The sequence below is a fragment of the Bacteroides sp. AM07-18 genome, from assembly GCF_003602695.1.
GTDB lineage: Bacteria > Bacteroidota > Bacteroidia > Bacteroidales > Bacteroidaceae > Bacteroides > Bacteroides uniformis.
In genome coordinates this window covers 36,776-60,662 of sequence record NZ_QTLM01000004.1, presented here as the reverse complement: position 1 = coordinate 60,662, position 23,887 = coordinate 36,776, and the positions used below count along the sequence as shown (strand labels likewise).

General features: G+C 46.1%; 15 protein-coding genes and 1 tRNA gene. 9 read left to right on the top strand and 7 right to left on the bottom strand.

What is annotated here, in order from left to right; all coding sequences use genetic code 11:
• Window positions 1–11: 11 nt before the first annotated feature.
• Window positions 12–2,216, top strand: coding sequence for a sodium-translocating pyrophosphatase (locus DW096_RS07760; protein WP_009037367.1), 2,205 nt, complete (start codon window positions 12–14; stop codon window positions 2,214–2,216).
• On the opposite strand, the gene DW096_RS07755 is transcribed toward DW096_RS07760, so the two are convergent.
• The 5 genes from DW096_RS07755 to pnp all read right to left on the bottom strand — a co-directional run bounded on the left by DW096_RS07755 (window position 2,213) and on the right by pnp (window position 11,261).
• Complete coding sequence (locus DW096_RS07755; protein WP_009037366.1) at window positions 2,213–3,814, bottom strand: SusD/RagB family nutrient-binding outer membrane lipoprotein; 1,602 nt, start codon at window positions 3,812–3,814, stop codon at window positions 2,213–2,215. The genes DW096_RS07760 and DW096_RS07755 overlap by 4 nt on opposite strands.
• 12 nt (window positions 3,815–3,826) lie before the next feature.
• Entirely contained in the window at window positions 3,827–7,174 is a 3,348-nt protein-coding gene (locus DW096_RS07750; RefSeq protein WP_035447711.1) for a SusC/RagA family TonB-linked outer membrane protein, read from the bottom strand.
• A 165-nt stretch (window positions 7,175–7,339) separates the two neighbouring features.
• Window positions 7,340–8,275 (bottom strand): FecR family protein, encoded by a 936-nt coding sequence (locus DW096_RS07745; RefSeq protein WP_061411110.1) that lies wholly within the window; start codon window positions 8,273–8,275, stop codon window positions 7,340–7,342.
• A 96-nt stretch (window positions 8,276–8,371) separates the two neighbouring features.
• Entirely contained in the window at window positions 8,372–8,944 is a 573-nt protein-coding gene (locus DW096_RS07740; RefSeq protein WP_118930953.1) for an RNA polymerase sigma-70 factor, read from the bottom strand.
• Between the two features lie 172 nt (window positions 8,945–9,116).
• Window positions 9,117–11,261 (bottom strand): polyribonucleotide nucleotidyltransferase, encoded by a 2,145-nt coding sequence (gene pnp, locus DW096_RS07735; protein ID WP_005824386.1) that lies wholly within the window; start codon window positions 11,259–11,261, stop codon window positions 9,117–9,119.
• Window positions 11,262–11,468: 207 nt separating this feature from the next.
• Between pnp and DW096_RS07730 the strand changes: the two genes are divergently transcribed.
• From DW096_RS07730 to DW096_RS07720, 3 genes are all read left to right on the top strand, one after another.
• Window positions 11,469–12,620 carry a thioredoxin-like domain-containing protein gene (locus tag DW096_RS07730; protein WP_005824390.1) on the top strand — a complete coding sequence of 384 codons (1,152 nt, stop codon included), beginning with the start codon at window positions 11,469–11,471 and terminating at the stop codon, window positions 12,618–12,620.
• 190 nt (window positions 12,621–12,810) lie between these two features.
• A complete protein-coding gene (greA, locus tag DW096_RS07725; RefSeq protein ID WP_005824394.1) occupies window positions 12,811–13,275 on the top strand; it encodes a transcription elongation factor GreA in 465 nt (154 codons plus the stop codon).
• Window positions 13,276–13,324: 49 nt separating this feature from the next.
• Window positions 13,325–13,717 carry an HIT family protein gene (locus DW096_RS07720; RefSeq protein WP_005824396.1) on the top strand — a complete coding sequence of 131 codons (393 nt, stop codon included), beginning with the start codon at window positions 13,325–13,327 and terminating at the stop codon, window positions 13,715–13,717.
• A 100-nt stretch (window positions 13,718–13,817) separates the two neighbouring features.
• Here DW096_RS07720 and DW096_RS07715 read toward each other — a convergent pair whose 3' ends face one another.
• Entirely contained in the window at window positions 13,818–14,903 is a 1,086-nt protein-coding gene (locus DW096_RS07715) for a mannose-1-phosphate guanylyltransferase (RefSeq protein ID WP_005824399.1), read from the bottom strand.
• 157 nt (window positions 14,904–15,060) lie between these two features.
• Between DW096_RS07715 and DW096_RS07710 the strand changes: the two genes are divergently transcribed.
• The 3 genes from DW096_RS07710 to DW096_RS07700 all read left to right on the top strand — a co-directional run bounded on the left by DW096_RS07710 (window position 15,061) and on the right by DW096_RS07700 (window position 17,647).
• A tRNA-Leu gene (locus DW096_RS07710) sits at window positions 15,061–15,144 on the top strand.
• A gap of 75 nt (window positions 15,145–15,219) precedes the next feature.
• Entirely contained in the window at window positions 15,220–16,029 is an 810-nt protein-coding gene (locus DW096_RS07705) for a Fic family protein (RefSeq protein ID WP_034525383.1), read from the top strand.
• Between the two features lie 229 nt (window positions 16,030–16,258).
• Window positions 16,259–17,647: a PAS domain-containing protein gene (locus tag DW096_RS07700; protein WP_005824402.1), complete on the top strand. Its 1,389-nt coding sequence runs from the start codon at window positions 16,259–16,261 to the stop codon at window positions 17,645–17,647.
• A gap of 10 nt (window positions 17,648–17,657) precedes the next feature.
• Here DW096_RS07700 and DW096_RS07695 read toward each other — a convergent pair whose 3' ends face one another.
• On the bottom strand, window positions 17,658–18,617 hold the full coding sequence (locus DW096_RS07695; RefSeq protein WP_005833650.1) for a FimB/Mfa2 family fimbrial subunit: 960 nt from the start codon (window positions 18,615–18,617) through the stop codon (window positions 17,658–17,660).
• Window positions 18,618–18,964: 347 nt separating this feature from the next.
• Between DW096_RS07695 and DW096_RS07690 the strand changes: the two genes are divergently transcribed.
• A complete protein-coding gene (locus DW096_RS07690) occupies window positions 18,965–22,159 on the top strand; it encodes a TonB-dependent receptor (RefSeq protein ID WP_117703778.1) in 3,195 nt (1,064 codons plus the stop codon).
• Window positions 22,160–22,172: 13 nt separating this feature from the next.
• Window positions 22,173–23,852 (top strand): RagB/SusD family nutrient uptake outer membrane protein, encoded by a 1,680-nt coding sequence (locus DW096_RS07685; RefSeq protein WP_005824409.1) that lies wholly within the window; start codon window positions 22,173–22,175, stop codon window positions 23,850–23,852.
• The last annotated feature ends 35 nt before the right edge of the window (window positions 23,853–23,887 follow it).

The window sequence follows — 23,887 nt, the reverse complement described above, 5'->3', positions numbered from 1 at the left end:
GAATAAATGCTATGGACCAAATCCTATTCTGGCTGGTTCCAGCCGCTTCTATTATGGCACTTTGTTTTGCCTGGTATTTCCATCGTCAGATGATGAAAGAGAGTGAGGGTACGCCTCAGATGATTAAGATTGCCGCTGCTGTGCGCAAAGGTGCTATGTCTTACCTTCGCCAACAATACAAGATTGTGGGCTGGGTATTTCTGGGGCTGGTTATCCTTTTCTCCATTATGGCATACGGTTTCGGAGTGCAGAACTCCTGGGTGCCGATTGCTTTCCTTACCGGAGGATTCTTTTCCGGACTTTCCGGCTTTTTGGGTATGAAGACGGCCACCTACGCATCGGCTCGCACTGCCAATGCGGCACGCACATCGCTGAATGCCGGACTACGCGTGGCTTTCCGTAGCGGTGCGGTGATGGGACTGGTAGTGGTTGGCCTTGGCTTGCTTGATATATCTTTCTGGTATCTGTTGCTGAATGCTGTAATTCCGGAAGATGTAATGACTCCCACCCATAAACTCTGCATCATTACCACTACCATGCTGACTTTCGGTATGGGCGCTTCCACGCAGGCATTGTTTGCACGCGTAGGTGGCGGTATCTATACAAAAGCTGCCGATGTAGGTGCCGACCTTGTGGGAAAGGTGGAAGCCGGTATTCCCGAAGACGACCCGCGTAATCCTGCCACGATTGCGGATAATGTAGGCGACAATGTAGGCGACGTGGCAGGTATGGGGGCTGATTTGTACGAAAGTTATTGCGGTTCTATCCTTGCTACGGCTGCCCTCGGTGCTGCGGCTTTTATCCACTCGGGTGATACGCTGATGCAGTTCAAGGCCGTAATCGCTCCGATGCTGATTGCAGCCGTCGGAATATTGCTTTCCATTATCGGTATCTTCTCCGTGCGTACCAAAGAGAATGCGAAGATGAAGGACTTGCTGAACTCACTGGCTTTCGGTACTAATCTCAGCTCTATTTTGATAGTTGTCGCCACTTTCTTTATCCTGTGGTTGCTGAAGTTGGACAACTGGCTGTGGATTTCCTGCTCCGTGATAGTGGGTTTGATAGTAGGTATCATCATCGGGCGGTCTACGGAGTACTATACTTCCCAATCCTACCGTCCTACCCAAAAGCTGAGTGAAAGCGGAAAGACCGGTCCGGCGACAGTCATAATTTCCGGTATAGGCTTGGGAATGCTTTCTACGGCTATTCCGGTGATTGCCGTGGTGATAGGTATCATTGCTTCTTATCTCTTTGCTTCGGGCTTCGACTTCTCTAATGTGGGTCTGGGGCTCTATGGTATTGGCATTGCCGCAGTAGGTATGCTTTCTACATTGGGCATCACGCTTGCTACAGATGCTTACGGACCGATAGCTGACAACGCGGGTGGCAATGCGGAAATGTCCGGTCTGGGTGAAGAGGTGCGTAAGCGTACCGATGCGCTTGACTCCTTGGGCAATACTACAGCCGCTACGGGCAAAGGCTTTGCCATCGGTTCCGCCGCTTTGACGGGATTGGCTTTGCTGGCCTCTTATGTCGAGGAAATCCGTATCGGGCTGACCCGCCTCGGGACTACCGAACTGTCGCTTCCTCATGGCGATGCCGTGGCTCTTCAAGATGCCACTTTCTTCGACTTTATGCATCACTACGATGTGACGCTGATGAATCCGAAAGTTCTTTCCGGTATGTTTCTGGGCTCGATGATGGCATTTCTTTTCTGTGGATTGACGATGAATGCGGTAGGGCGTGCAGCGGCCCATATGGTAGACGAAGTGCGCCGCCAGTTCCGCGAAATCAAGGGAATCCTTACGGGAGAAACGGAGCCTGATTATGAGCGTTGTGTGGCAATCTCGACGAAAGGGGCGCAACGCGAGATGGTGATTCCGTCACTGATAGCTATCATTGCTCCGATTGCGACGGGACTTATTTTCGGTGTTCCCGGTGTGCTCGGCCTGCTGATTGGCGGATTGAGCAGTGGTTTCGTGCTTGCCATCTTCATGGCAAATGCCGGTGGTGCATGGGATAATGCCAAAAAGTATGTGGAAGAAGGCAACTTTGGCGGCAAAGGCAGTGAAGTCCACAAGGCTACAGTCGTGGGTGACACCGTAGGAGACCCGTTCAAGGACACATCCGGTCCGAGCTTGAATATCCTAATCAAGCTGATGAGCATGGTAGCCATTGTGATGGCAGGGCTTACGGTTGCGTGGAGTCTGTTCTAGAAAGAGTTTTTCCCCGTATCCCACCAAAGGCGGGTGGCGCCGTTATCTGCGCCACCCAGTTTTTCCGTGAGGGTGGCGTATTGTGCCGGGTCGGCAGTGGCGGCGTCCGTTGAGAACGGAAGGCGGCGGATCATGATATCCGTATCAATCACTTTTCCGGTGTTGTTTTGGACCTTGAAAAGTTTGGGGTATCCGGTACGGCGTTGCTCAGCCCATGCCTCATAACTTTCGGGCCAGCATGCCAGCCACTTCTGGGTAATAATCTTTTCGAGTTTCGTCTCTATGTCTGCATCTTCTTCCCATTTGGGGGATATGGTAATCAAGGCTTTCATGTCCTTGCCTACCTTGCCGCCTGAGACTACATCTTTATAATCGGCAGGGGTTTTGTCGCTTTCCAGATATTCGGAGGCACCGGCACAGTCCCACTGTGTAAATGAAGTACTTACCCCGTATTCATAGCATGTGCGGGGATTCTCTTTGGTATAGCCACGGAGGGCTGCTTCGGCCCTGAGCAGCCAGACTTCTGCCGCACTCATCAATACGGCTCCGGTCTTTTCGCCGATGGTACTTGTGTTGAGGGAAGAGCAAAAACTGTAAATGTTGGCGTCACCGTCTTTCATGGGTAACCCGATGGGAATGCCTAACAACTGTTTTTGATAACCTTCGAGAAGGGCGGTGTTATACCATTTCTTGCCACGCGGGTCCTCATAACCGTTGATAATGGATTCCATCGAGGCATTCATGTAGACTTCACCCCAACCGGCAACGGCACACAAAGGATTGATATAGTTCTTGCCCATTACAGCGATGGTTTCCCTTGCACCTTCCAGTACACCTTGATTGTCATTCAGTGCTTTGGTTGCTTGGTCTTTGGCAAGTGTTGCATCCACATTGGAGATGCGCATGGCAAGGCGCAAACGTAGTGAGTTGGCAAACTTTAACCACTCCTTCAAGGTCTTGCCGTTGGTCAGCATATCATACTCTTTGAATTTGTTGTTGTCACCGCCCTCGTCCAGGTATTCCCTTATCAATTGCTGCCCTTCGTCCAGGTCTGCAAAGAAGCGTGTATAGGCTTCTTGCAGTCCGTAAACCCGGGGTGTCTCACCCAGTTGATGGTAGACCAGCGGACCGTATGTATCGGCAATGCGGTGCATCAGTTCCACTTTCAAAATTTCGGTAATGCCGAGGTAGCCTTTCAAGTTGTCATTGCCATAAAAGTTCTTTTCTGCCTTCTGCACCTCCGTGTAGACATATCCGTAAGTACATTGCCATGCGGCATTGGTCCAGCCTGAGTTCAGGTTGTAGCAGGCGTTGGATTTCATGAATTTAGGAATAGGGTCCATGAAGTAGCCGGAGAACATGTCATGGTTCAGGGATTGTGTCATCTGCCATACCCAATTTAAGCCAACAGAACCTATATTGAAGTAGATACCCGACTGTATGGGTTCGAATGGAGCAGTCAGGTTCTGGAAATCTATTTCCTTTTTGTCGTCCGAGAAACCTCCCTTGATTTCGTTGTCGTTCTCAAAACCGCCGGTGCAAGCTGCAAGCAGCAATATGCTATGGCAGAAAAGGAATATGATGCACTTGTTTTTCATAAGGTATTCATTTTAAAAGGTTAATCTTAGGTTAAAGCCGATATTCCGGGTAGTAGGCATGCCAAACACGTCTACTCCTTGATTGTTGTTGCCTACGGACATTACTGCATCGGGGTCGAACGGTGCTTCCTTCTTTAAGAAACACAAGTTGCGCGCTGCCAATGATACGTCGATTCCCTTTATGAATCTACTGTTTTCCAGTATCGTTTTCGGGAAAGAATAGCTCAGTGATACTTCACGGAGTCTGATGCAGGTTGCGTCGTACATATAATATTCGGAGATGGCATTTCTGCCGCCTACTGCGCTGTAGAATGCTCTCGGGTCGTTGAACTTCTGTCCCTGGTATTCTACATATCCTCGGGCGCGGGCATCTTCGGTGACTTTGGTCACGCCGTTGGCATCCAACTCAGACTGTGTCAGTGACATGACTTCGCCGCCAAAGCGGAAATCTATCAGGAAATAGAGCTCCAGGTCCTTGTAGGTAAGTGTGTTGCTCCATCCCATCGTGAAGTCAGGATTGGCATTCCCAAGCAAATCCTTGTTTCCGGTATTTCCCAAAGGCCTTTTGCTGGTTTCATCAACCATGATGCTGCCATCCTCGTTACGGCGGAAAGCATTTCCATAAATATCCCCCAGGCTGCCTCCTTCTTTGACACGCATCTGATAGCCTGCGTTGAAACCTTCTTCGTAGTAGGAAAATTCCGGATAGTCAGGATGCAGGGTCACTACTTTGTTCTTGTTGGCGGACATGTTGATGAGACTCTTCCACGAAAAGTTTCTGTATAGTAGCGGAGTGGCGTCTACCGTCAGCTCAAAACCCTGGTTACGTATTTTTCCGGCATTGACATACCGGTATTTATAGGTGGAGCCCGTAGGATTGTCCATTCTCAACAACTGGTTCTTGGTATTGGTCTGATACCAAGTGAAGTCTATCCCGAAGCGGTGATGGAAGAAGCGCCATTCTGTACCGAATTCGATGGAGCTGCTGATTTCCGGTTTTAGGTCACCGCGCTGTTCTACGGTATTTACATTGATACTGCCGCCTACCATGATGATGTCTACCGGATTGGTGATTCCTATCGGGAGGTCATTACCGACTTCCGCCCATGAAGCGCGCACTTTTGCAAAACTTATCCATTTGGGCAGGGAGCAGGTTTTGTTAAGAATCCAGGTAGCTCCTATGGAGGGATAGAAGAATCCGGTATTCTTGCTGTCTGTGTGGGCTAATGTGGATGACCAGTCGTTACGTGCGGTAATGTCCAAGTATAGTAGTCCTTTCCAGCCCCACTGCATGGTGGCAAATACTGATTGGAGCGTGCGTTTGCTGTCGATGCTCTGATTTACGGCTGCTTTGGAGTCCATCACTACATTGGGGACGGTAAATACATTCGGTTTGTAGAGGGAAGCAAGCCTTGAGTCTATTGTCAGTGAATTGACTTTACTCATGTTGATGCTGGCTCCCAGTGCCGTATTGAGGGAAAAGTCATCAAATTCCTTGTTGAACAAGACCATTGCGTCACCGTAGACTTGGATTTCCTGGCTGTCCGACCAGATGTAACGTCCGTTTTCCTTGTCCTCGTATTTGCCGGCGATGTTGGGAGCTGTAGTGGCATACATCTTATTGTCGAATTTATCACTGATATAATCCACATTACCCCGTACCTGCAGGTTGAAGTAGTCCGTAATGTGCAGATTGGCTCTGGCCGATGCCACAGCGCGATAACGCTTGTAGCCACTGAGCACGCGGTTTTTCAGCCAGTAGGGATTCTGTCCCCATTCACTGACGGTACCATCTCCATTCTTTTCAATCCAGTTTTGTGTCATCATATTGCGGTCGGCATTCCACGTTTCAAAGTTTTCTCTGTAAGTGCTCATGTCTACGCCACGTGGGAAACTGTACAAGCTGACCAGCGGATTCAGATAATAGCCGCCGGTAGCAGGGGAGTTCTTGACGGTTTGGGTCATTAGTGTTGCAATGCCGTCCAGTTTCAGCTTGTTGTTGAAGAGGCTGGCCGTTTCGTGTAGGTTCAGGTTATTCTTCTGTAGTTTGTTATTGTCCACAATTCCTTTAGCCGTGGTGTTGGCGTATGAGAAATAAGTTTGTACCTTTTCATTTCCGGTAGTGATGGCCAGCGAATTGAAAGTGGTGATGCCATTGCTGAAGAATTCGCCTATGTTGTCATAGTCCGTTACATTGCCTTTTGTACCCCAGCTTGCCGTACCGCCATCTTCGTTCCGGCCGTATGTATTTTGGAATTCGGGGGTACTGATGGCGTGACTTACGGTCAGGTTGGAGGAGAATGTAACGCGCTGCAGTCCGGCCTTTCCCTTTTTAGTGGTGATCAGAATGACGCCATTAGCTGCCTGCGAACCATAAAGCGCGGCGGCAGAAGAACCTTTCAGGATGTTGATGCTTTCTATGTCGTCCGGATTCAGGTTGGAAATCCCGTCACCGGCATCACGGTTCAATCCATCGTAGTTACCGCCGATTACGGTGGAGGTGGATTCTGTTGAGCTGTTCAGCATAGGAACACCGTCAATTACGTACAAGGGCTGGTTGTTGCCGCTGGCAAATGCAGAGCGTGCACCGCGAATGACGACTTTGGCAGAACCTCCTAAATTGGCGGTTTTATTGATTTGTACTCCGGCCGTCTTTCCTGCCAGTGTATTAATCATGTTCGGCTCTTTGGCACGGGTCAGCTCACTGCTGCTTATTTGTTGGGTAGAATAGGTCAATGAGGACATTTTCTTCTGGATACCCATGGCGGTTACCACTACTTGCTCCAGGGCGAGGCTCTTTTCTTCCATCCGGATGTGGAGATTATTTCTACCGTTCAGGGCAATGGTTTGCGGTTCATAACTGATGTAGGATACGACAATAGTGGCATAAGGAGGGATATTCATACTAAATTCTCCTTCGGTATTGGTGATAACACCATTGGCGGTCCCTTTTTCAAGAATGTTGGCACCGATAATCGGTTCGCCTTTGGAGTCCGTCACCTTTCCTCTTACAGTAGCCATTTCCTGCAGAGTGTCTGTCTTATCCTCAGCACTCCTGCTGTTTTTGGTTAAAACGATGTTTTTGCCTTCCATCACATACTTGATGTCTGTCCCTTTGAACATTTGGTCAAGTACTTCGGAAACAGTTTGGTTGCTTGCATTGATGTCGACGGTACGGCGTACATCGACGTTCTGTTTGTTATATACAAATAAGTATTCTGTTTGCGATTCAATTTGCTCGAGAACTTGCCCTACTCTCAGCCGGGCATTTTGAATGCTGACCCTGGCATTCTGAGAGTAGCAGTTCCCGCTGTACACCTGAAATATAACAAGCAGGAGAAGGAATAATGTGATTTTCATAGGTTTGCAATAATTGCTTAAAATCTAATTTTTTTAGATAAAAAAGCCTCATCAACAAAATTTTTCTCATATCTTTGTCACTGTGTTAAGTTAATAAATTGATTAAGGTCGATTTTTGACTGTTTCGGATCGGAAAGTATGGGGGTACTTTCCGATCTTTTTTTCTTACTCATATATAACAATTGAATCCTTTTCTTCGTTGATGCGGAACTTGAAAGGATGGTCTTTCGAGATGGTCCGCAGTATATGTTCGATGCCGTCCTGCTCTCTGAACTTGCCGGTAAAGCTGCCGTAGTTCAGCAGTTGAGGACTGGCAACGGTTATCTTTACATTATAGTATTTCTCCAGTCTACCGAGGATACCGCTGAATGGAGCGTCGTCAAAACAGTATAGTCCCTCTTTCCAGCGTAGATATTCATAGGAAGGAAGGACGGCCTTTCTACATTTTCCGTTTTCATTGAGAAATACCTCGTCTTTCTGCAACCTGGTGATTATCTGGCTGCTGTTGGCCGGATAGATATCGACGATACCTTCCACCAATGTGGTTCCGAACTCATGGCTCCCACTGTAGGCACAGACGTTGAAACTCGTTCCTACAACTTTTACCTTGTTCGTTTCTGTATGTACATAGAATGGGATATTCTTGTTTTTGGCTACTTCAAAGTAGGCCTCTCCGTCCAATTCCACATTTCGTTCGTTGCGTCCGAAGTTGGCGGCATATTTCATGGTGGACTTGGAGTTCAGCCATACGCGTGTTCCATCGGCGAGGGTAATTTGGGCCCGTTGTCCGGCAGGCACAGTGACTGTTTGCAACTGCACCTCCTTGTTATATAAAAAGTCGGAGGTGATGAAATAACCGGCAATGGCGACAATGGTGACGGCGGCTATACGGGCCGTCCAGCGGAGCATCGGCATGATGCGCACCGTTTTCTTTTCATTGTTTCCCTGCTTGTCCGAGAACAAAGAAATGTCGTATATCATGCGCTCTTTCAGGAAGATGTTCCGGTTTTCATCCGAGGCGTCTATCCAGTCGAGTATCATCTTTTCTTCTTCAACGGAAGTAATACCTTTGAAATATTTATATAATAGCTCTTGGTTCATTGTCAATAATTTATTTCTTTTCTAAAACGTGCTCTTTTTACCTTTTGTATATATAACCGGAAAGTGGGCGGTAACCCTATTCCGTAGAAGCATTTTTTAGGATATTAATATTATGAGTATGGTAACAAGATAATCTTTCAGTCTCAGCCGGAGAATCCGCAGCACTTTGGTGATGTGTGCCTCTACGGTTTTAAGTGATATGTCCAGACTATCGGCAATCTGCTTGTTTGCCAGGTTCTGGTATCGGCTCAACATGAATATCTTCCGGCTTTGCTCGGGCATTTCCTGTAAGGTCTTATTTACGATATGCTGTATTTCCGTGTTGAATATCTGGTCCGGTTCGCAGGCTTTCAAGGTGGAGATGCGTAAGTCCAGTTCGCGCAGGTTGTGGCTGCTGATGGTTTCTTCCGCTCGCAGACGCACCTGCTTGTGCTCGAGTACGTGCAGGGCTTTGTTCTTTATGATGGTCAGCAGCAGGGCATGCAGGTTACTGTTTTCTTCCCAGCGGTCTCGGTTTTCCCATAAGGCAATCATGGATTCCATCACAACGTCTTCCGCTTCTGCTTTATCCCTGAGATAAGAATAAGCAAAAACCAAAAACTTTTCTTGGTTTTCCTGGAAAAAGCGTGAGAAAAGATTCATAGTATGTAGGCTCCTTAAACCGGACATTAATTGAGGTTCTTTATGGAATATAAGGCTTTACATAGCAAAAAAACATAATCTTTTTGGAATATGCAAGCATTATGCCTTGTTTTTTCAGAGCCATTTCTGGCAGTATTGACAAAAAGAAAGCCTGATGGGGTTCCACCAGGCTTTATATACTTAAAGAATAAGAGATTTCTTATTTCTTTTCCGGTCTTTCTTGTCTTTCCGGTCTCGGAAGCAATACTTTGCGTGACAGCTTAAATTTTCCGGTCTTCGGGTCGATGTCGAGAAGTTTTACGTCAATTTCATCACCTTCCTTGATACCGGCTTCTTCTACTGTTTCCAGACGTTTCCAGTCGATTTCGGAGATATGGAGCAAGCCGTCCTTACCCGGCAGGAATTCAACGAATGCACCGTAAGGCATAATGGAGCGTACCTTGCCTTTGTAGACTTCGCCTACTTCGGGGACAGCTACAATCCCTTTGATGATACGCATAGCATCATCGATGCTCTTCTTGTTGGTACCGGCGATTTCGATTCTACCGATGTTGTCCACTTCTTCAATAGTAATGGTAGCACCGGTTTCTTCCTGCATACCTTGGATAATCTTTCCACCAGGGCCGATGACAGCACCGATGAATTCCTTGGGAATGGTCATTGTCTCGATACGCGGAGCGTGAGGTTTCAGGTCTTCGCGAGGCTCGGCAATGCACTCGGTGATTTTGCCCAAGATATATTCGCGGCCTTCTTTAGCCTGCAGCAATGCCTTTTCGAGGATTTCGTATGACAGACCGTCCACTTTGATGTCCATCTGAGTGGCGGTGATACCGTCTTTTGTTCCGGTCACCTTGAAGTCCATGTCGCCCAAGTGGTCCTCATCACCGAGGATATCGGACAATACGGCATATTTGTCTTCGCCTGCATTCTTAATCAATCCCATGGCGATACCTGATACCGGTTTCTTGATTTTCACACCTGCATCCATCAATGCCAGAGTTCCGGCACATACGGTAGCCATGGAAGAAGAACCGTTTGATTCGAGGATATCGGATACCACGCGTACTACATACGGATAGTTTGCAGGAATCTGACCCTTCAATGCACGCCATGCCAGATGGCCGTGGCCGATTTCACGACGGCCTACACCGCGCTGTGCCTTGGCTTCGCCCGTAGAGAACGGAGGGAAGTTGTAGTGCAGAAGGAAACGTTCTTTTCCGTGTTCCAATACGTCGTCGATAATCTTCTCGTCCAACTTGGTGCCTAAAGTCACAGTAGACAAAGACTGTGTTTCGCCACGTGTAAAGATAGCGGAACCGTGAGGGCCGGGCAGGTAGCTGGTCTCACACCAGATAGGACGGATTTCGGTCGTCTTACGTCCGTCAAGGCGCTTGCCTTCGTCCAGAATGGAACGGCGCATCGCCTCTTTTTCCACATCGTGATAGTAACGGTCGATGAGGGCTGCCTTTTCTTCCAGTTCTTCTTCGGAGAACTGTGCCTTGAATTCTTCGCGGATGGCATCGAAAGCATCCATGCGTTCGTGCTTGTTCTTGTTTCCGGAAGCGGCAATGGCATAAGCCTTGTCGTAGCAAGCGTCGTGAACGGCCTTACGGAGTTCTTCGTCGTTCACTTCGTGGCAATATTCGCGTTTCACGGTAGAGCCTACTTCTTCTGCCAGTTCCATCTGTGCCTTGCACTGAATCTTAATGGCTTCGTGTGCGGCCTTCATCGCTTCCAGCAAGTCCTGCTCGGAAACCTCGTCCATTTCGCCTTCCACCATCATGATGTTTTCATAAGTGGCGCCCACCATCAAGTCCATATCGGCTTGTTCTAGTTGTTCGAAGGTAGGGTTGATGACGAATTGTCCGTTGATGCGTGCTACGCGTACTTCGGAAATAGGTCCGTTGAAGGGGATATCTGAAACTGCAAGTGCGGCAGAAGCTGCGAGTCCGGCCAGAGCGTCGGGCATATCTACGCCGTCTGCTGAGAAAAGAATGATGTTTACGTATACCTCTGCATGGAAATTATCAGGGAATAAGGGGCGGAGAGCACGGTCAACGAGGCGGCAAGTGAGGATTTCGTAGTCAGAAGCGCGTCCTTCGCGCTTTGTGAAACCGCCGGGGAAACGTCCGAATGCGGAGAATTTTTCTTTGTACTCTACCTGTAATGGCATGAAATCTGTTCCGGGAACTGCGTCCTTGGCGGCACAAACAGTAGCTAAAAGCATGGTGTTGCCCATACGAAGCATTACAGAACCGTCTGCCTGTTTTGCCAGCTTTCCCGTTTCGAGCGTGATGGTTCTGCCATCAGGAAGCTCGATCGTCTTAACAATTGGGTTAATCATAAAAAATGTTTTATATCTAATTTTCTTTCAAAATTCGTGCAAAGATACATAATTTATTCATGTAAAATGGTGGGAATGAGATAAAAAGTTTGTATTTAGTTGTTTTTTGCAGTTTTCTATATGGAAGAACGAGGGAAAATGCTTTGACTGAACTTGAAAAGAAGTATATTTGCAGGCACGTTTGCAAAACAAAACTGAAGATACGATATGAAGAAAATCTTTTTTATGGCACTTGCTGCAATAGCATTGGGTGCATGTAATTCCGAACCGAAATTCAAAGTAGAGGGTGAAGTGTCTGGTGCCGACGGCAAGATGCTTTATTTGGAAGCCTCGGCATTGGAAGGTATTGTTCCTTTGGATTCTGTAAAACTGGAAGGGGATGGCTCTTTCCACTTCAAGCAGGTACGTCCGGTGTCTCCGGAATTTTACCGTCTGCGGGTAGACGACAAGGTTATTAATTTCTCGGTAGATTCGACGGAAACGGTTTTGGTAAAGGCACCTTATACCGATTTCGCCACTGCCTATACAGTGGAAGGTTCTCCGAATAGCTCGAAGATAAAGGACTTGACGCTGAAGCAGATGAAGCTTCAGGATAATGTGAATGCATTGCTGCAGTCGGTGCAGGCACATAAGATAGGTGCCGATGTTTTTGAGGACAGTCTTGCCTCTTTATTGAAGAACTATAAGGATGAAGTGAAAATCAGCTATATTTTTGCCGCTCCCAATACGGCTGCTGCCTATTTCGCCTTGTTCCAGAAGTTGAATAATTATTTGATTTTCGACCCTCTGAACAATAAGGAAGACATTAAGTGTTTTGCAGCCGTGGCAACCAGCCTAAACAATTATTATCCGGATGCCGACCGCTCCAAGAACCTCTACAATATTGTGATAAAGGGAATGAAGAATACCCGTACTCCGCAGCAGAAGGTGGTGGAAATCCCCGAAGAGGCAATTTCCGAAACCGGCATCATCGACATTAACCTGCGTGACATGAAGGGCAATACACGTAAGTTGAGCGAACTGAAGGGCAAGGCTGTTATTGTGGACTTCACTGTTTATCAGAGTGCCGTTTCTGCTACACATAATTATATGTTGCGCGACTTGTACGACAAGTATGCCGCCCAGGGATTGGAAATCTATCAGGTTTCTCTGGATGCAGACGAGCACTATTGGAAAACAACTGCCGACAATCTACCTTGGATTTGTGTGCGCGACGGCAATGGAATTTATTCGTCTATAGCGGCTTCTTATAATGTGAAGAATGTGCCTTCTGTGTTCCTGGTCAACAAGAACAATGAGTTGAGTGCCCGTGGAGAGAGCATTAAAGACCTGGAGGCGGCAGTGAAAGCATTGCTGTAACATGTTATAAATAAGAAGTTTTCGTTTAAATATGTTACAAAGCAGCCTTTTATGCTTGACACGCATTGTATAAAAGGCTATCTTTGCAAAGGAAAATCGGAAAGAGGGTTCCAGCATGCTGACCATGTTGGAATTCTTTTTTGTTTATAGTACCATTAAAAACTAACATAACATTTAAGGAGGAAAAAGTATGGCTTATATGTCAGAAGACGGCTACAAGAAATTGATGGCCGAATTGAAACACCTGGAGACGGTGGAACGTCCCAAAATATCGGCTGCCATTGCCGAAGCGCGTGACAAAGGTGATTTGTCGGAAAATGCAGAGTATGACGCTGCCAAGGAAGCTCAAGGTATGCTTGAGATGAAAATTAACAACTTGAAGCTGACCATTGCCGACGCTAAGATTATTGATGAGTCGAAGTTGAAAACCGATTCTGTACAGATTCTCAATAAGGTAGAGCTTAAGAACGTGAAGAATGGCATGAAGATGGTTTATACTATCGTTTCCGAAAGTGAAGCCAATCTGAAGGAAGGAAAGATTTCCGTCAATACTCCGATTGCACAAGGTCTGCTTGGCAAGAAAGTAGGTGACATCGCAGAAATTAAAGTTCCGCAGGGCATGATTAACCTGGAAGTAGTGAACATATCCTTTTAAAGGAAGGCAGGTCCGCATACGGGCTTGCCTTATTTTATAATTTATAGCTATGGCAACAATATTCAGTAGAATTATCGCAGGTGAAATACCTTGCTACAAGGTGGCGGAGGATGACAGATTCTTTGCGTTCCTTGACATCAATCCGTTGGTAAAAGGTCATACATTGGTCATTCCCAAGCAGGAAGTGGATTATATCTTCGATTTGAACGATGAGGATTTGGCGGCGATGCATGTTTTCGCCAAGAGAGTGGCACTTGCCATCGGCAAGGCCTTTCCGTGTAGAAAGGTAGGAGAAGCGGTATTGGGGCTGGAAGTGCCTCATGCGCACATACATTTGATTCCTATGCAGAACGAAAAAGATATGCTTTTCTCCAATCCCAAACTGAAACTGACGGACGAAGAATTCAAGGCTGTGGCAGAAGCTATCCGTGCAGTGCTTTAATCGGTTTATTTTCCTCCCCTAAATAAACGGAAGCGGGAGTTGGACTTCATCCAGCTCCCGCTATTTTTTTGCCTTCGGCACCTATCCTTTAATTTTTAATTTAAATGTATTCCTCTCCCAGTTTTATCTGGGCATCATTCACATATTTGCGGATGGTATGTTCTTCATCTTTCTTGCAAATCAGTAATACATTGTCCGACTCGGCTATGAGATAACCTTCCAAACCGTCGATAACTGCAAGTTTGTTGTCGGGCAGCACCACGATATTGTCTTTGCTATTATAGATGAGGGATTTACATTTTAAGGCTACATTGCCTGCTTCATCTTTGGGAGACAAATCATACAAAGACCCCCAGGTTCCTAAATCAGACCAGCCGAAATCGCCTAATGACACATATACATTGTCTGCCTTTTCCATGATGCCGAAGTCTATGGAGACATTGGGGCAAGCAGGGAAGTTCTCATCAATGAATTGTTTCTCTTGGACTGTTCCATACACATCTTTGCCGGGGGCCAGTTTGGAAGTCAGCTCGGGCAGCAGGGCTTCGTTTGCCTTGATGATGGTATTTACGTTCCACATGAACAGACCAGAGTTCCAATAGAATTCTCCACTTTCCACGAATACTTTTGCCAGTTCCAGTTCGGGCTTTTCAGTGAAGGTTTTTACCTTGTAGAAATTATCACCGGCGGCTTCGGCTATTTGTATATAGCCATATCCGGTTTCCGGACGGTTGGGCTTGATGCCGAGTGTCAGCAGATTGTCCGATTGGGAAACGAAGTCCAGCCCTTTTTCGATAGCTGCCAGAAATTCGCCTTCCTTCAGGATTAAGTGGTCCGAAGGAGCTACCACTATATTGGCGTTCGGATTCAAGGCGCGGATATGATAGGAAGCCCACGCAATGCAGGGGGCTGTATTCCTGCGTGTCGGCTCCAGTAGAATCTGTTCGGGTTTAAGTTCGGGAAGCTGTTCTTTTACAAGGTCGGCATACAAGTCATTTGTTACGATAAGTATATTTTCCATGGGGATTACCTGCTTGAAGCGGTCGAAGGTTTGCTGCAGCAAGGAACGTCCTGTACCGAAGAAATCCAGAAACTGTTTTGGAAGTGTCTTGCGGCTGAATGGCCAGAAACGGCTGCCGATTCCTCCGCCCATAATTACACAGAAATTATCCTTATTGGTTACCATGCTATTGATTTTAAAAGTTTCTGCTAATGTACTGCATATTTTACAAACAAGGAATGATTCAAGCAGGTTTTATCGTTTTTTTCGCCTTTTTTTAGGAAAAGTATTGCAGGTTTAGAAAAAAGCTGTATCTTTGCACCGCATTTGAGAAGTCAAACATGCCCAGATGGCGGAATCGGTAGACGCGCTGGTCTCAAACACCAGTGGATTCACTTCCATCCCGGTTCGACCCCGGGTCTGGGTACGAAATAAAGAAGCGGGGAAAGTTTTAATGCTTTTCCCGCTTTCTTTTTATACTTATCTTTTATGCCCTTTGCTCATGGGAACAGATATCTGGCAAGAGATAGAAGTACTGAATCAAGAATTTGTGAGGCTTGGTATCAGTCAGTCGGTAGACTATGAAAAGTACTACCTCTATTCGCTTATTACCCATTCTACTGCTATTGAGGGCTCTACACTTACCGAATTGGATACCCAGTTGCTTTTTGATGAGGGGGTAACAGCCAAAGGAAAGCCGTTGGTCTATCATCTGATGAATGAGGATTTGAAGAAGGCATACGAACTCGCCAAAGAAGAAAGTGCACAAAATGCGGAAATTACGCCTGTTTTCTTACAAAAATTGAATGCTGCTCTAATGCGTACTACTGGGAGTGTATATAATGTAATGGGCGGTTCTTTTGATTCTTCTAAAGGTGAATTTCGTTTGTGCGGCGTTACTGCTGGGGTGGGCGGGTGTTCTTATATGAGCTATCCTAAAGTTCCCGCTAAAGTAGAAGAACTTTGTTCTATATTGAGAGAAAAGCAAAAGAATATGGAAACATTTCGGGAACGATATGAATTGAGTTTCAATGCTCATCTCAATTTGGTAACCGTTCATCCGTGGGTAGATGGCAATGGGAGAACGGCTCGTTTGTTGATGAACTATATCCAGTTCTGCCATCATCTTTTTCCGACGAAAATCTTTAAAGAAGATAGGGGCGACTATATTCTTTCTTTGCGGCAGTCGCAAGAAGATGAGAACAGTCAGCCTTTCTTGGACTTTATGGCAGCGCAGCTGAAAAAATCATTTGCGTCAGAGATTGAGAAATACAATACTGGACGTAAAAAAGGTTTTAATCTCATGTTTTGAAAAGCGACGATTCCTTCCTGATAAGCTCATATAGGCATTAGCTGATTGTGCTGTATCATCCTTTTGTATTGGGTTATTCTCAAAATATTCTCTTCTCGGCATTAAATACAAAATAATGGGTGTAAAATGCAAATTTATTTCGTAGATACTGTTTTCGCATTTATTTTTTTCTAAATTTGCAGTAGCTGGAATCTTATCTAACTATTTAATTATTAAATGTTTGCCAATTATGACAAAACATGTTCCTCTTTTTTTACCTCTCGGAAGTATTCGGTTACTGACGATATTCTTCTCTTTTTGTATAATCTTTGTTCATCCGGCATTGGCTGACAAAATGGCTGAAAGCCCCGAACTTTTCGATACTGCTTTCACCTTGCAGGAAAGGCTTGATATTCCCGACGGGTTTGTTCAAAGAGAGATGGTCTATATTTCCATTCTTTTAGGTACATTGGTGCTGTGCCTCTTCTTTTTCTTCATGCAGAGGCGGATGAAGAAATTGAGGGAAAGGGACCGGGAGAGGTATCTGCAACTGTTGGAAGGCATTCTTGATAATCTTCCCATTGCGGCAAAAGTGAAGGATGTGAATGATGGGATGCGCTATACTTTTTGGAATAAAAAGGCAGAGGAACTCTTTGAATGTTCGGCCAGAGAGGCTATAGGCAAGACGGATTTTGAAACAATGCCAGAGGCTGCGGCTTTAATTAGGAAGGAGGATGAAGAGTTGGTCAAGACGGGGATTCCACAAGAAGGTATACGACGTTTTTTTACCAAGAAGAACGAGGAGCGGTTTACCTTCCAGAACAATAATTTTATAAAGCTTTCTGATGGTCGCAAGTGGATTGTTTATACTGCTTGGGACATTACTGATTTGAAAATCATGGAGCGCAAGCTACGTCTGGCCAAAGAGGAGGCTGAGGAGTCCAACCGGATAAAATCGGCTTTCCTGGCCAATATGAGTCATGAGATACGTACTCCGCTCAATGCAATAGTTGGTTTTTCGAGTATTTTGGCCACGGAAGTGTCTGAGGAAGAACGGGTGGAGTATCTCGATATTATAGAGCGGAATAATGAACTGCTGTTGCAGCTCATCAATGACATTCTGGATTTGTCGAAGATAGAAGCCGGTACATTGGAGTATGTCTATGCTAACGTGGATATCAATAAAATGGTGTCCGAGATAGAGCAGGCTACAAGTATCAGGCTGACCAATAAAGACGTGCGTCTGGTCACGGTTACGCCATTGCCCGGTTTGCTGCTGTATACCGATCAGCGCAGAATTACTCAGGTATTCAATAACTTCATCAGTAATGCGCTGAAGTTTACTGCTGCCGGTAGTATTACCATTGGTTACGGAATGCCCGAAAATAGCTATATCCGTTTTTATGTCACCGATACCGGGACGGGGATATCATCTGAGAATGCGCAGGGGATTTTTAACCGCTTTGTGAAGCTGGATTCCTTTAAGCAAGGTACCGGACTGGGACTGGCCATTTCGCAAAACATTGTGAAGGAACTGAAAGGAGAGATAGGGGTGGAGTCACAGTTGAGCAAGGGCTCCACTTTCTGGTTCACGTTGCCTTTTTATAAGATGGACGCGCACCGTTCTATCTTTCCTTGATGCTGCAAGCTCAATCCAATGAAGGGACATCGATTGTCTGGCTTTCCTCGTTCCAGTTGTCAAGGGTGAATTCTCCGGATGATTCTTCGGAAAAGATGTCTCCCAGAGTGAGGGTCAGGGTCAGTTTGGAGTTTGCTTCCAAAGGTCCGTTCAATGTTTGCTTGAAACTTTTCACGTTTCCATTTTTCAGTATGATGCTCATCTGGAATTCCGGTTTCCCGAAAGAAGGGAAGAGCATGACGGTGGCGTTGCTCATTTGTGTACCGTCGACGGAACGGACCAGAGGGAAGGCTACTGTGCGTGGGCTTCCTTGAGGAGCGGCGGTGTAGAAATTCAGTTCTCCAGCAATATTGGTGATGCGCACCACCATGCTGTCGATGCTCGAACTGAGGATGCCGTTGTTCTTGTCCTTGATGATTACTTTCAGTCCGGTCACTACCCGTTTGAGGGATGCTTTCAGGTCCTCACTTCCAATGTTGGCAGGCTGGACGGCGTGTACCAGGTCGAATACCGGATAATAGGTTGTGTCCGCTTCCATTTTGAATAGGGAGAAGTGTTGCCGGGACATGTCTTCGCCTAAGATGTAGACCGGGTCCCTCATGAGAGGATGTGCATAAATCGGCTCCTCGTATTTAGGGGTTCCCCAATAAATCATGTTATAGAGACCTGCGGGTAAGGATAACTCTCGATTGACGCCATCGTTATAGAAAGCTCCGTCTTTAACTTGGTAGTAACCGTAAAAAGGTGTCAGCTTCCGGTTTATGTAGTTTCCATAATAAATAGAGGTGCCCGCCTTGCAGGGCATGATGGTCAGTATGCCGGTCAGCGGGCTTTGTCCGCTTTCTGTGGACACGTCCATCAAAAGTCGTGGTGATACCAACTCACTGCTTTTTTCTATCTGGGGCGGATTGTCATCGGCGCAGCTTGCCACGATTGCGGCAAGTACTGCAAATACTACTAATTTTTTCATTATCTGTTAAGCTTTAGGTTGTTCTTCCTTGAGAACGTTTTTAGAAAGAAATGGTTCTTTGTACTCCGGAGAAAGTATATTGGGGATGGAAAAGTGAGGTGAAACCAATTCCGGTATTGAGGGGAATGGGAAGAATAGCCCCTCTTCAAAAGGCTTAGAGAAGGGACGGAAAACAAATTATACCTTTTTTAGTAACATTTTAGAAGCCTTGATTAACGAAATCATATACTCTTCGTAACAATTTCTCGACATTCTTTTCTTGTTCCTCCATACATTTGCATCCGAGTTCTTTGGTATTAATTGAAGAACACAATGAATCTTTGATATTAACCATTAAATAATGTACAATGAGAAAAACATTCTTGGAAAAGTGCATAAATCTGCGTTTATGCCGTGTTGCATTGGTACTTTTTTTTCTTGTACCTGCAATCAGTAGCCTGCAGGCTAATCCTTCTCAAAACAAGACCATTTCGGGTGTTGTGACATCGGCTACGGATAGTGAGCCGTTGATAGGTGTCAGCGTGCAGGTGAGAGAAACCGCTACGGGTGGAATTACCGACATTGATGGCCGGTATTCGGTAAGTGCCCAACAAGGACAGACACTGGTGTTTTCTTACATCGGTTATCAATCACAGGAAATCAAGGTAGGTACTTCTTCCGTCATCAATGTGGTGCTGAAGGAGGACACGGAAATGTTGGATGAAGTGGTTGTAGTGGGCTATGGTGTCCAGAAGAAGAAATTGGTGACGGGTGCCACTGTTCAGGTGAAGGGTGACGAAATAGCCAAGATGAATACAACCAATCCCTTGCAGGCTATGCAGGGACAGACACCGGGTGTAAGTATTGCTTCGACTTCCGGTCAACCGGGTGCTGACATGAAAGTGAGTATCCGTGGTCTTGGTACCGTGGGAAATAGTGCTCCTCTTTATCTGATTGATGGTGTGGGTGGTGATATTTCTACTTTGAATCCTGCCGATATTGAAAGTATAGATGTACTGAAAGATGCGGCTAGTGCGGCTATCTACGGTTCGGCCGGTGCTAATGGTGTAGTGCTTATTACTACCAAGCAAGGGCGCGAAGGTAAAGCGCAGATTAGTTTCGATGCTTATTATGGAATACAGAATGTAGCTCGTAAGGCCAATATGCTGAATGCAAAAGAGTATATGGCCATTATGGATGAGCAGGCTTTGAATAGCGGACTTTCGGCTTACGATTGGAGCCAATACCAGTCTATTTACGATGCCAACGGCAATGTGTATGATACGGATTGGGTAGATACTATGTTCAAAGATAATGCCACAACGGAGAGCTATACGCTGGGTGTCACTGGTGGAAGCGCAACTTCCACTTATGCCCTTTCGTTAGGATATATGAGTCAGGAAGGTATTGTCGGCGGTTCGGATGTGTCTAACTATTCGCGTTACAATTTCCGTGTGAACAGCGAGCACAAACTTTTCAAGGATATTTTGAAAGTGGGCGAGCAGGTGAGTTTTGTATATAAGATGAATAACGGTATCAGTGTAGGCAACCAATATAATAATACCTTACGCGGTGCATTCGGAACATCGCCTATCGCTCCTGTCTATAGCGATAATAATCTTTATGATTCGCCTTACAATGACACCAGTACCAGTGACTGGAATAAAGGTGATGGAAACCCTTATGGTTTAATGATGACCGACAGCAACAATGAGAACAAAACGGCTACTTTTTCCGGTAATGTTTATGCTGAATTGCAGCCTGTCAAGAATTTGAAGATAAAGTCTGTATTCGGTGTGGTTTATGGTTCCAGCGAATACCGTAGTTTCAAGCCTCTCTACAAGTTCAGCCAATATATATATAATGAAGAACGTACTACCGTATCTCAAAATGCCAATCACTCTTTGGGTATGACATGGACCAATACGGCTTCTTATGACTGGACTATGGGAGAACATTCGTTCAACGCCTTGCTGGGTATGGAAGCCTATCGTTACGAGGGCACTTATATCGAAGCTAAAAATGGTATGTTGAAAGAAGGTTTTGATGATTGGGAGCATGCTTTTGTGGGCAACGGAACGGCCTCCGATTCGACCAACGGCTTGGGTGCCAGTGGCAATCCGCATACCGAGAGCCGCAAGGTGTCCTATTTCGGCCGATTGGGTTGGAACTGGAAAGAAACTTATATGGTCAATGCTACTTTGCGTGCAGACGGTTCGAGCAACTTTGCCAAAGGCAACCGTTTTGGTTACTTCCCTTCGGTATCGGCAGGATGGACCATTACTAACGAAAAATTCATGGAAAGTACGCAAAACTGGCTCGACTTCCTGAAAATACGTGCCAGCTGGGGACAAGTGGGTAATGCCAACATTGACGCATTCCAATATCTGGCTCCTATCAAGAGTACCAATACACACTATCTTTTCGGCAGCGGTTACGGCGACTCGGATGCTGCGGCACAGCTCGGAACCAACTGGGGAGCTTACCCTAGTCGTCTGGCTAATGCTGACATCAAGTGGGAGACTTCACAGCAGACCAATATCGGTCTTGATGCCCGATTCCTCAACAGTCGCCTGGGTGTTAATTTCGATTTCTACATTAAAGATACTAAAGACTGGCTCGTGGTGGCTCCTATTCTTGCTACTGCCGGAGCAGGTGCTCCTTATATTAATGGCGGTGGAGTGAAAAACACCGGTGTGGAACTCAATCTTACTTGGAATGACCAAATAGGCAAAGACTTTAGTTACAATATCGGTATCAACGGTGCCTACAATAAGAATAAGGTCGGAGAGATTCCTAACGACGATGGTATCATTCATGGCTCTACCAACCAGTTGTATGACAATACTCCTGAATTCTATCGTGCCGAGAATGGTAAGCCTATCGGTTATTTCTATGGTTTCAAGACAGCAGGCATATTCCAAAACAATCAAGAAATAGAGGATTGGATTAAGGCTGGTAACGGTGTGCTGCAAGCTGACGTACAACCAGGTGACGTGAAGTTTGTGGACATCAACCATGACGGACGGGTGAACGAGCTTGACAAGACCGATCTTGGTAACGGTATTCCTGATTTCACTATGGGCTTCAATCTCGGTTTCAACTGGAAAGGACTTGATTTCTCTGTAGTGGCCAACGGTGCTTTCGGACAGCAGATTGTCCAGAGCTATCGTAACCATACCTCCAAGCAAGCCAATTATACTACTGCAATTTTAGGACGTTGGACAGGAGAGGGAACCAGCAATCGCATACCTCGTGTCACAGACCAGAATCTCAACTGGCAGTTCTCAGACCTCTATGTGCAGGATGGTGATTACCTGCGAATCAGTAACATTACTTTGGGCTACGACTTTGCCAAGCTACTGAGATGTAAGGTCATCAGCCAGTGCCGTATCTATGCTCAGGTACAGAATGCGTTCACATTTACCAAATATGACGGCATGGATCCGGAAATAGGTTATGGTCCCGAAGGAGATAACGGACAAGGTTGGGTATCGGGCGTTGATTTAGGTTATTACCCCCGTCCCCGTACCGTATTGTTTGGTGTTAACTTGAAATTTTAAAATATAGACTGATATGAAGAAAAACAAAAATATATTTATGGCAAGTGTCCTGCTCCTGAGTTTGGGACTGGCTTCGTGTACCGACAGTTTTCTCGATGTTACGTCGAAGACTGAATCTTCAACCGGTACATTCTATAAGACTGAAAAAGATGCTTATCGTGCTCTGATAGGTTGTTATGATGGTTGGCGCCAGACTTCATCAGCCATGATGGTAGGGTTTTATATGGCTTCCGAGGTGATGAGTGCCGAGTGTTTTGGCGCTACCGGAAATGCCGATGGACGTGGCTATCAGGCCATTGACCGTTTTGACATCTCCCAATCGCCGGCTGACCTCAACCTATACGAAGGTGACTGGAAAAATTATTATGCGGGCGTCTATCGTTGCAACGAGCTGATAGCTCATGAAGAGCAGATTGTATGGAATGAATCGGATAGCAAACGTGGTATCTATATGGGCGAATGTCGTACGTTGCGTGCATTGCTTTATCTGGATATGGTTCGTTTATGGGGGAATATCCCACTCTTTCTGGAACCGGTAAACGAAAATCGCGCTCCTTCACCTGCCAAAGAGGTGTTCAGTGCCATATTTACTGACTTAAAATATGCTATCGAGAATATTCCCGGTGACGCTTATCCCAAGGCCGACTATACCAAGAACGACGGACATATTACAAAATATGCCGCCGAGGCTTTGCTGGCACGTGCCTATCTTTTCTATACCGGATATTACGGTGAAGAACCTGCAGAGGTGACTCGTGCCGAAGCTTTGGCTGCTGTAGAAGACGTAATCGCTTCAGGAGAATATGGTTTGGTACCGCAATTCAAAAATTTATGGCCGGCTTCTTCTGCAAAAGTGGCCGAAAAAGGAGACTATGAAACTTTGAAGGGTACATATGCCGGTGATGGAAACAAGGAAACCATTCTTGCGTTGAAATTTACCGCTACTCAGGATTATAACGGGAATAATGACTCCAACCGTTGGCAGGTGATGTTGGGTATGCGCCAGCTTAATGCTGCTCCCTATTGCAAGGGATGGGGCGCATTGACGGTAAATCCTGATTTTGTGGAAGCGTTTCCCACTGGTGACCTCCGCCGTTCGGCTTCTATCATTGATTTGGTAGGGGAAGGAATCACCGGTTCGGCCGACTTTACCACCAGTTTTAATGACTGGCGTGAATATACCGGCTATGCTGTGAAGAAGTATGCTCCCCTTTGCTATGCCGATGGAAGCCATGCCGGTAAGCAGGATGGTAGCGGTGACTTCCAGACACAGAACCGCCAAGACTACGTTATTATCCGTTATGCCGACGTATTGTTGATGGCCGCAGAACTGGGTAGCCCCAATGCGCAAACTTATTTCGACCAAGTGCGTAAGCGTGCTTATCAGGTTGATGACAACGGAACAGTATCGGCCAACTATCAAGCTAAGAGTGTGTCTCAACAAGCTATTATGGAAGAACGTCGTCTTGAATTTGCTTTTGAAAGCATTAATTATTGGGATCTCCTGCGTCAAGGTATAGACGTGGCAGCCGAGAAGCTCGCCTTGAATGGTGTCAAGGTGAAGAGTGGAGGCGCTGATGATGCAATAACCATACGGGCCGACCGTGTGAAAGCCACCAAAGGCTTGAGCCAGATTCCTTATAATCAAATTAACCTTTCACAGAGTGTACTTGTGCAGAATCCCGGATGGTGAGTACCATTAATAGAGTAAATAAAAAATAAAAACAA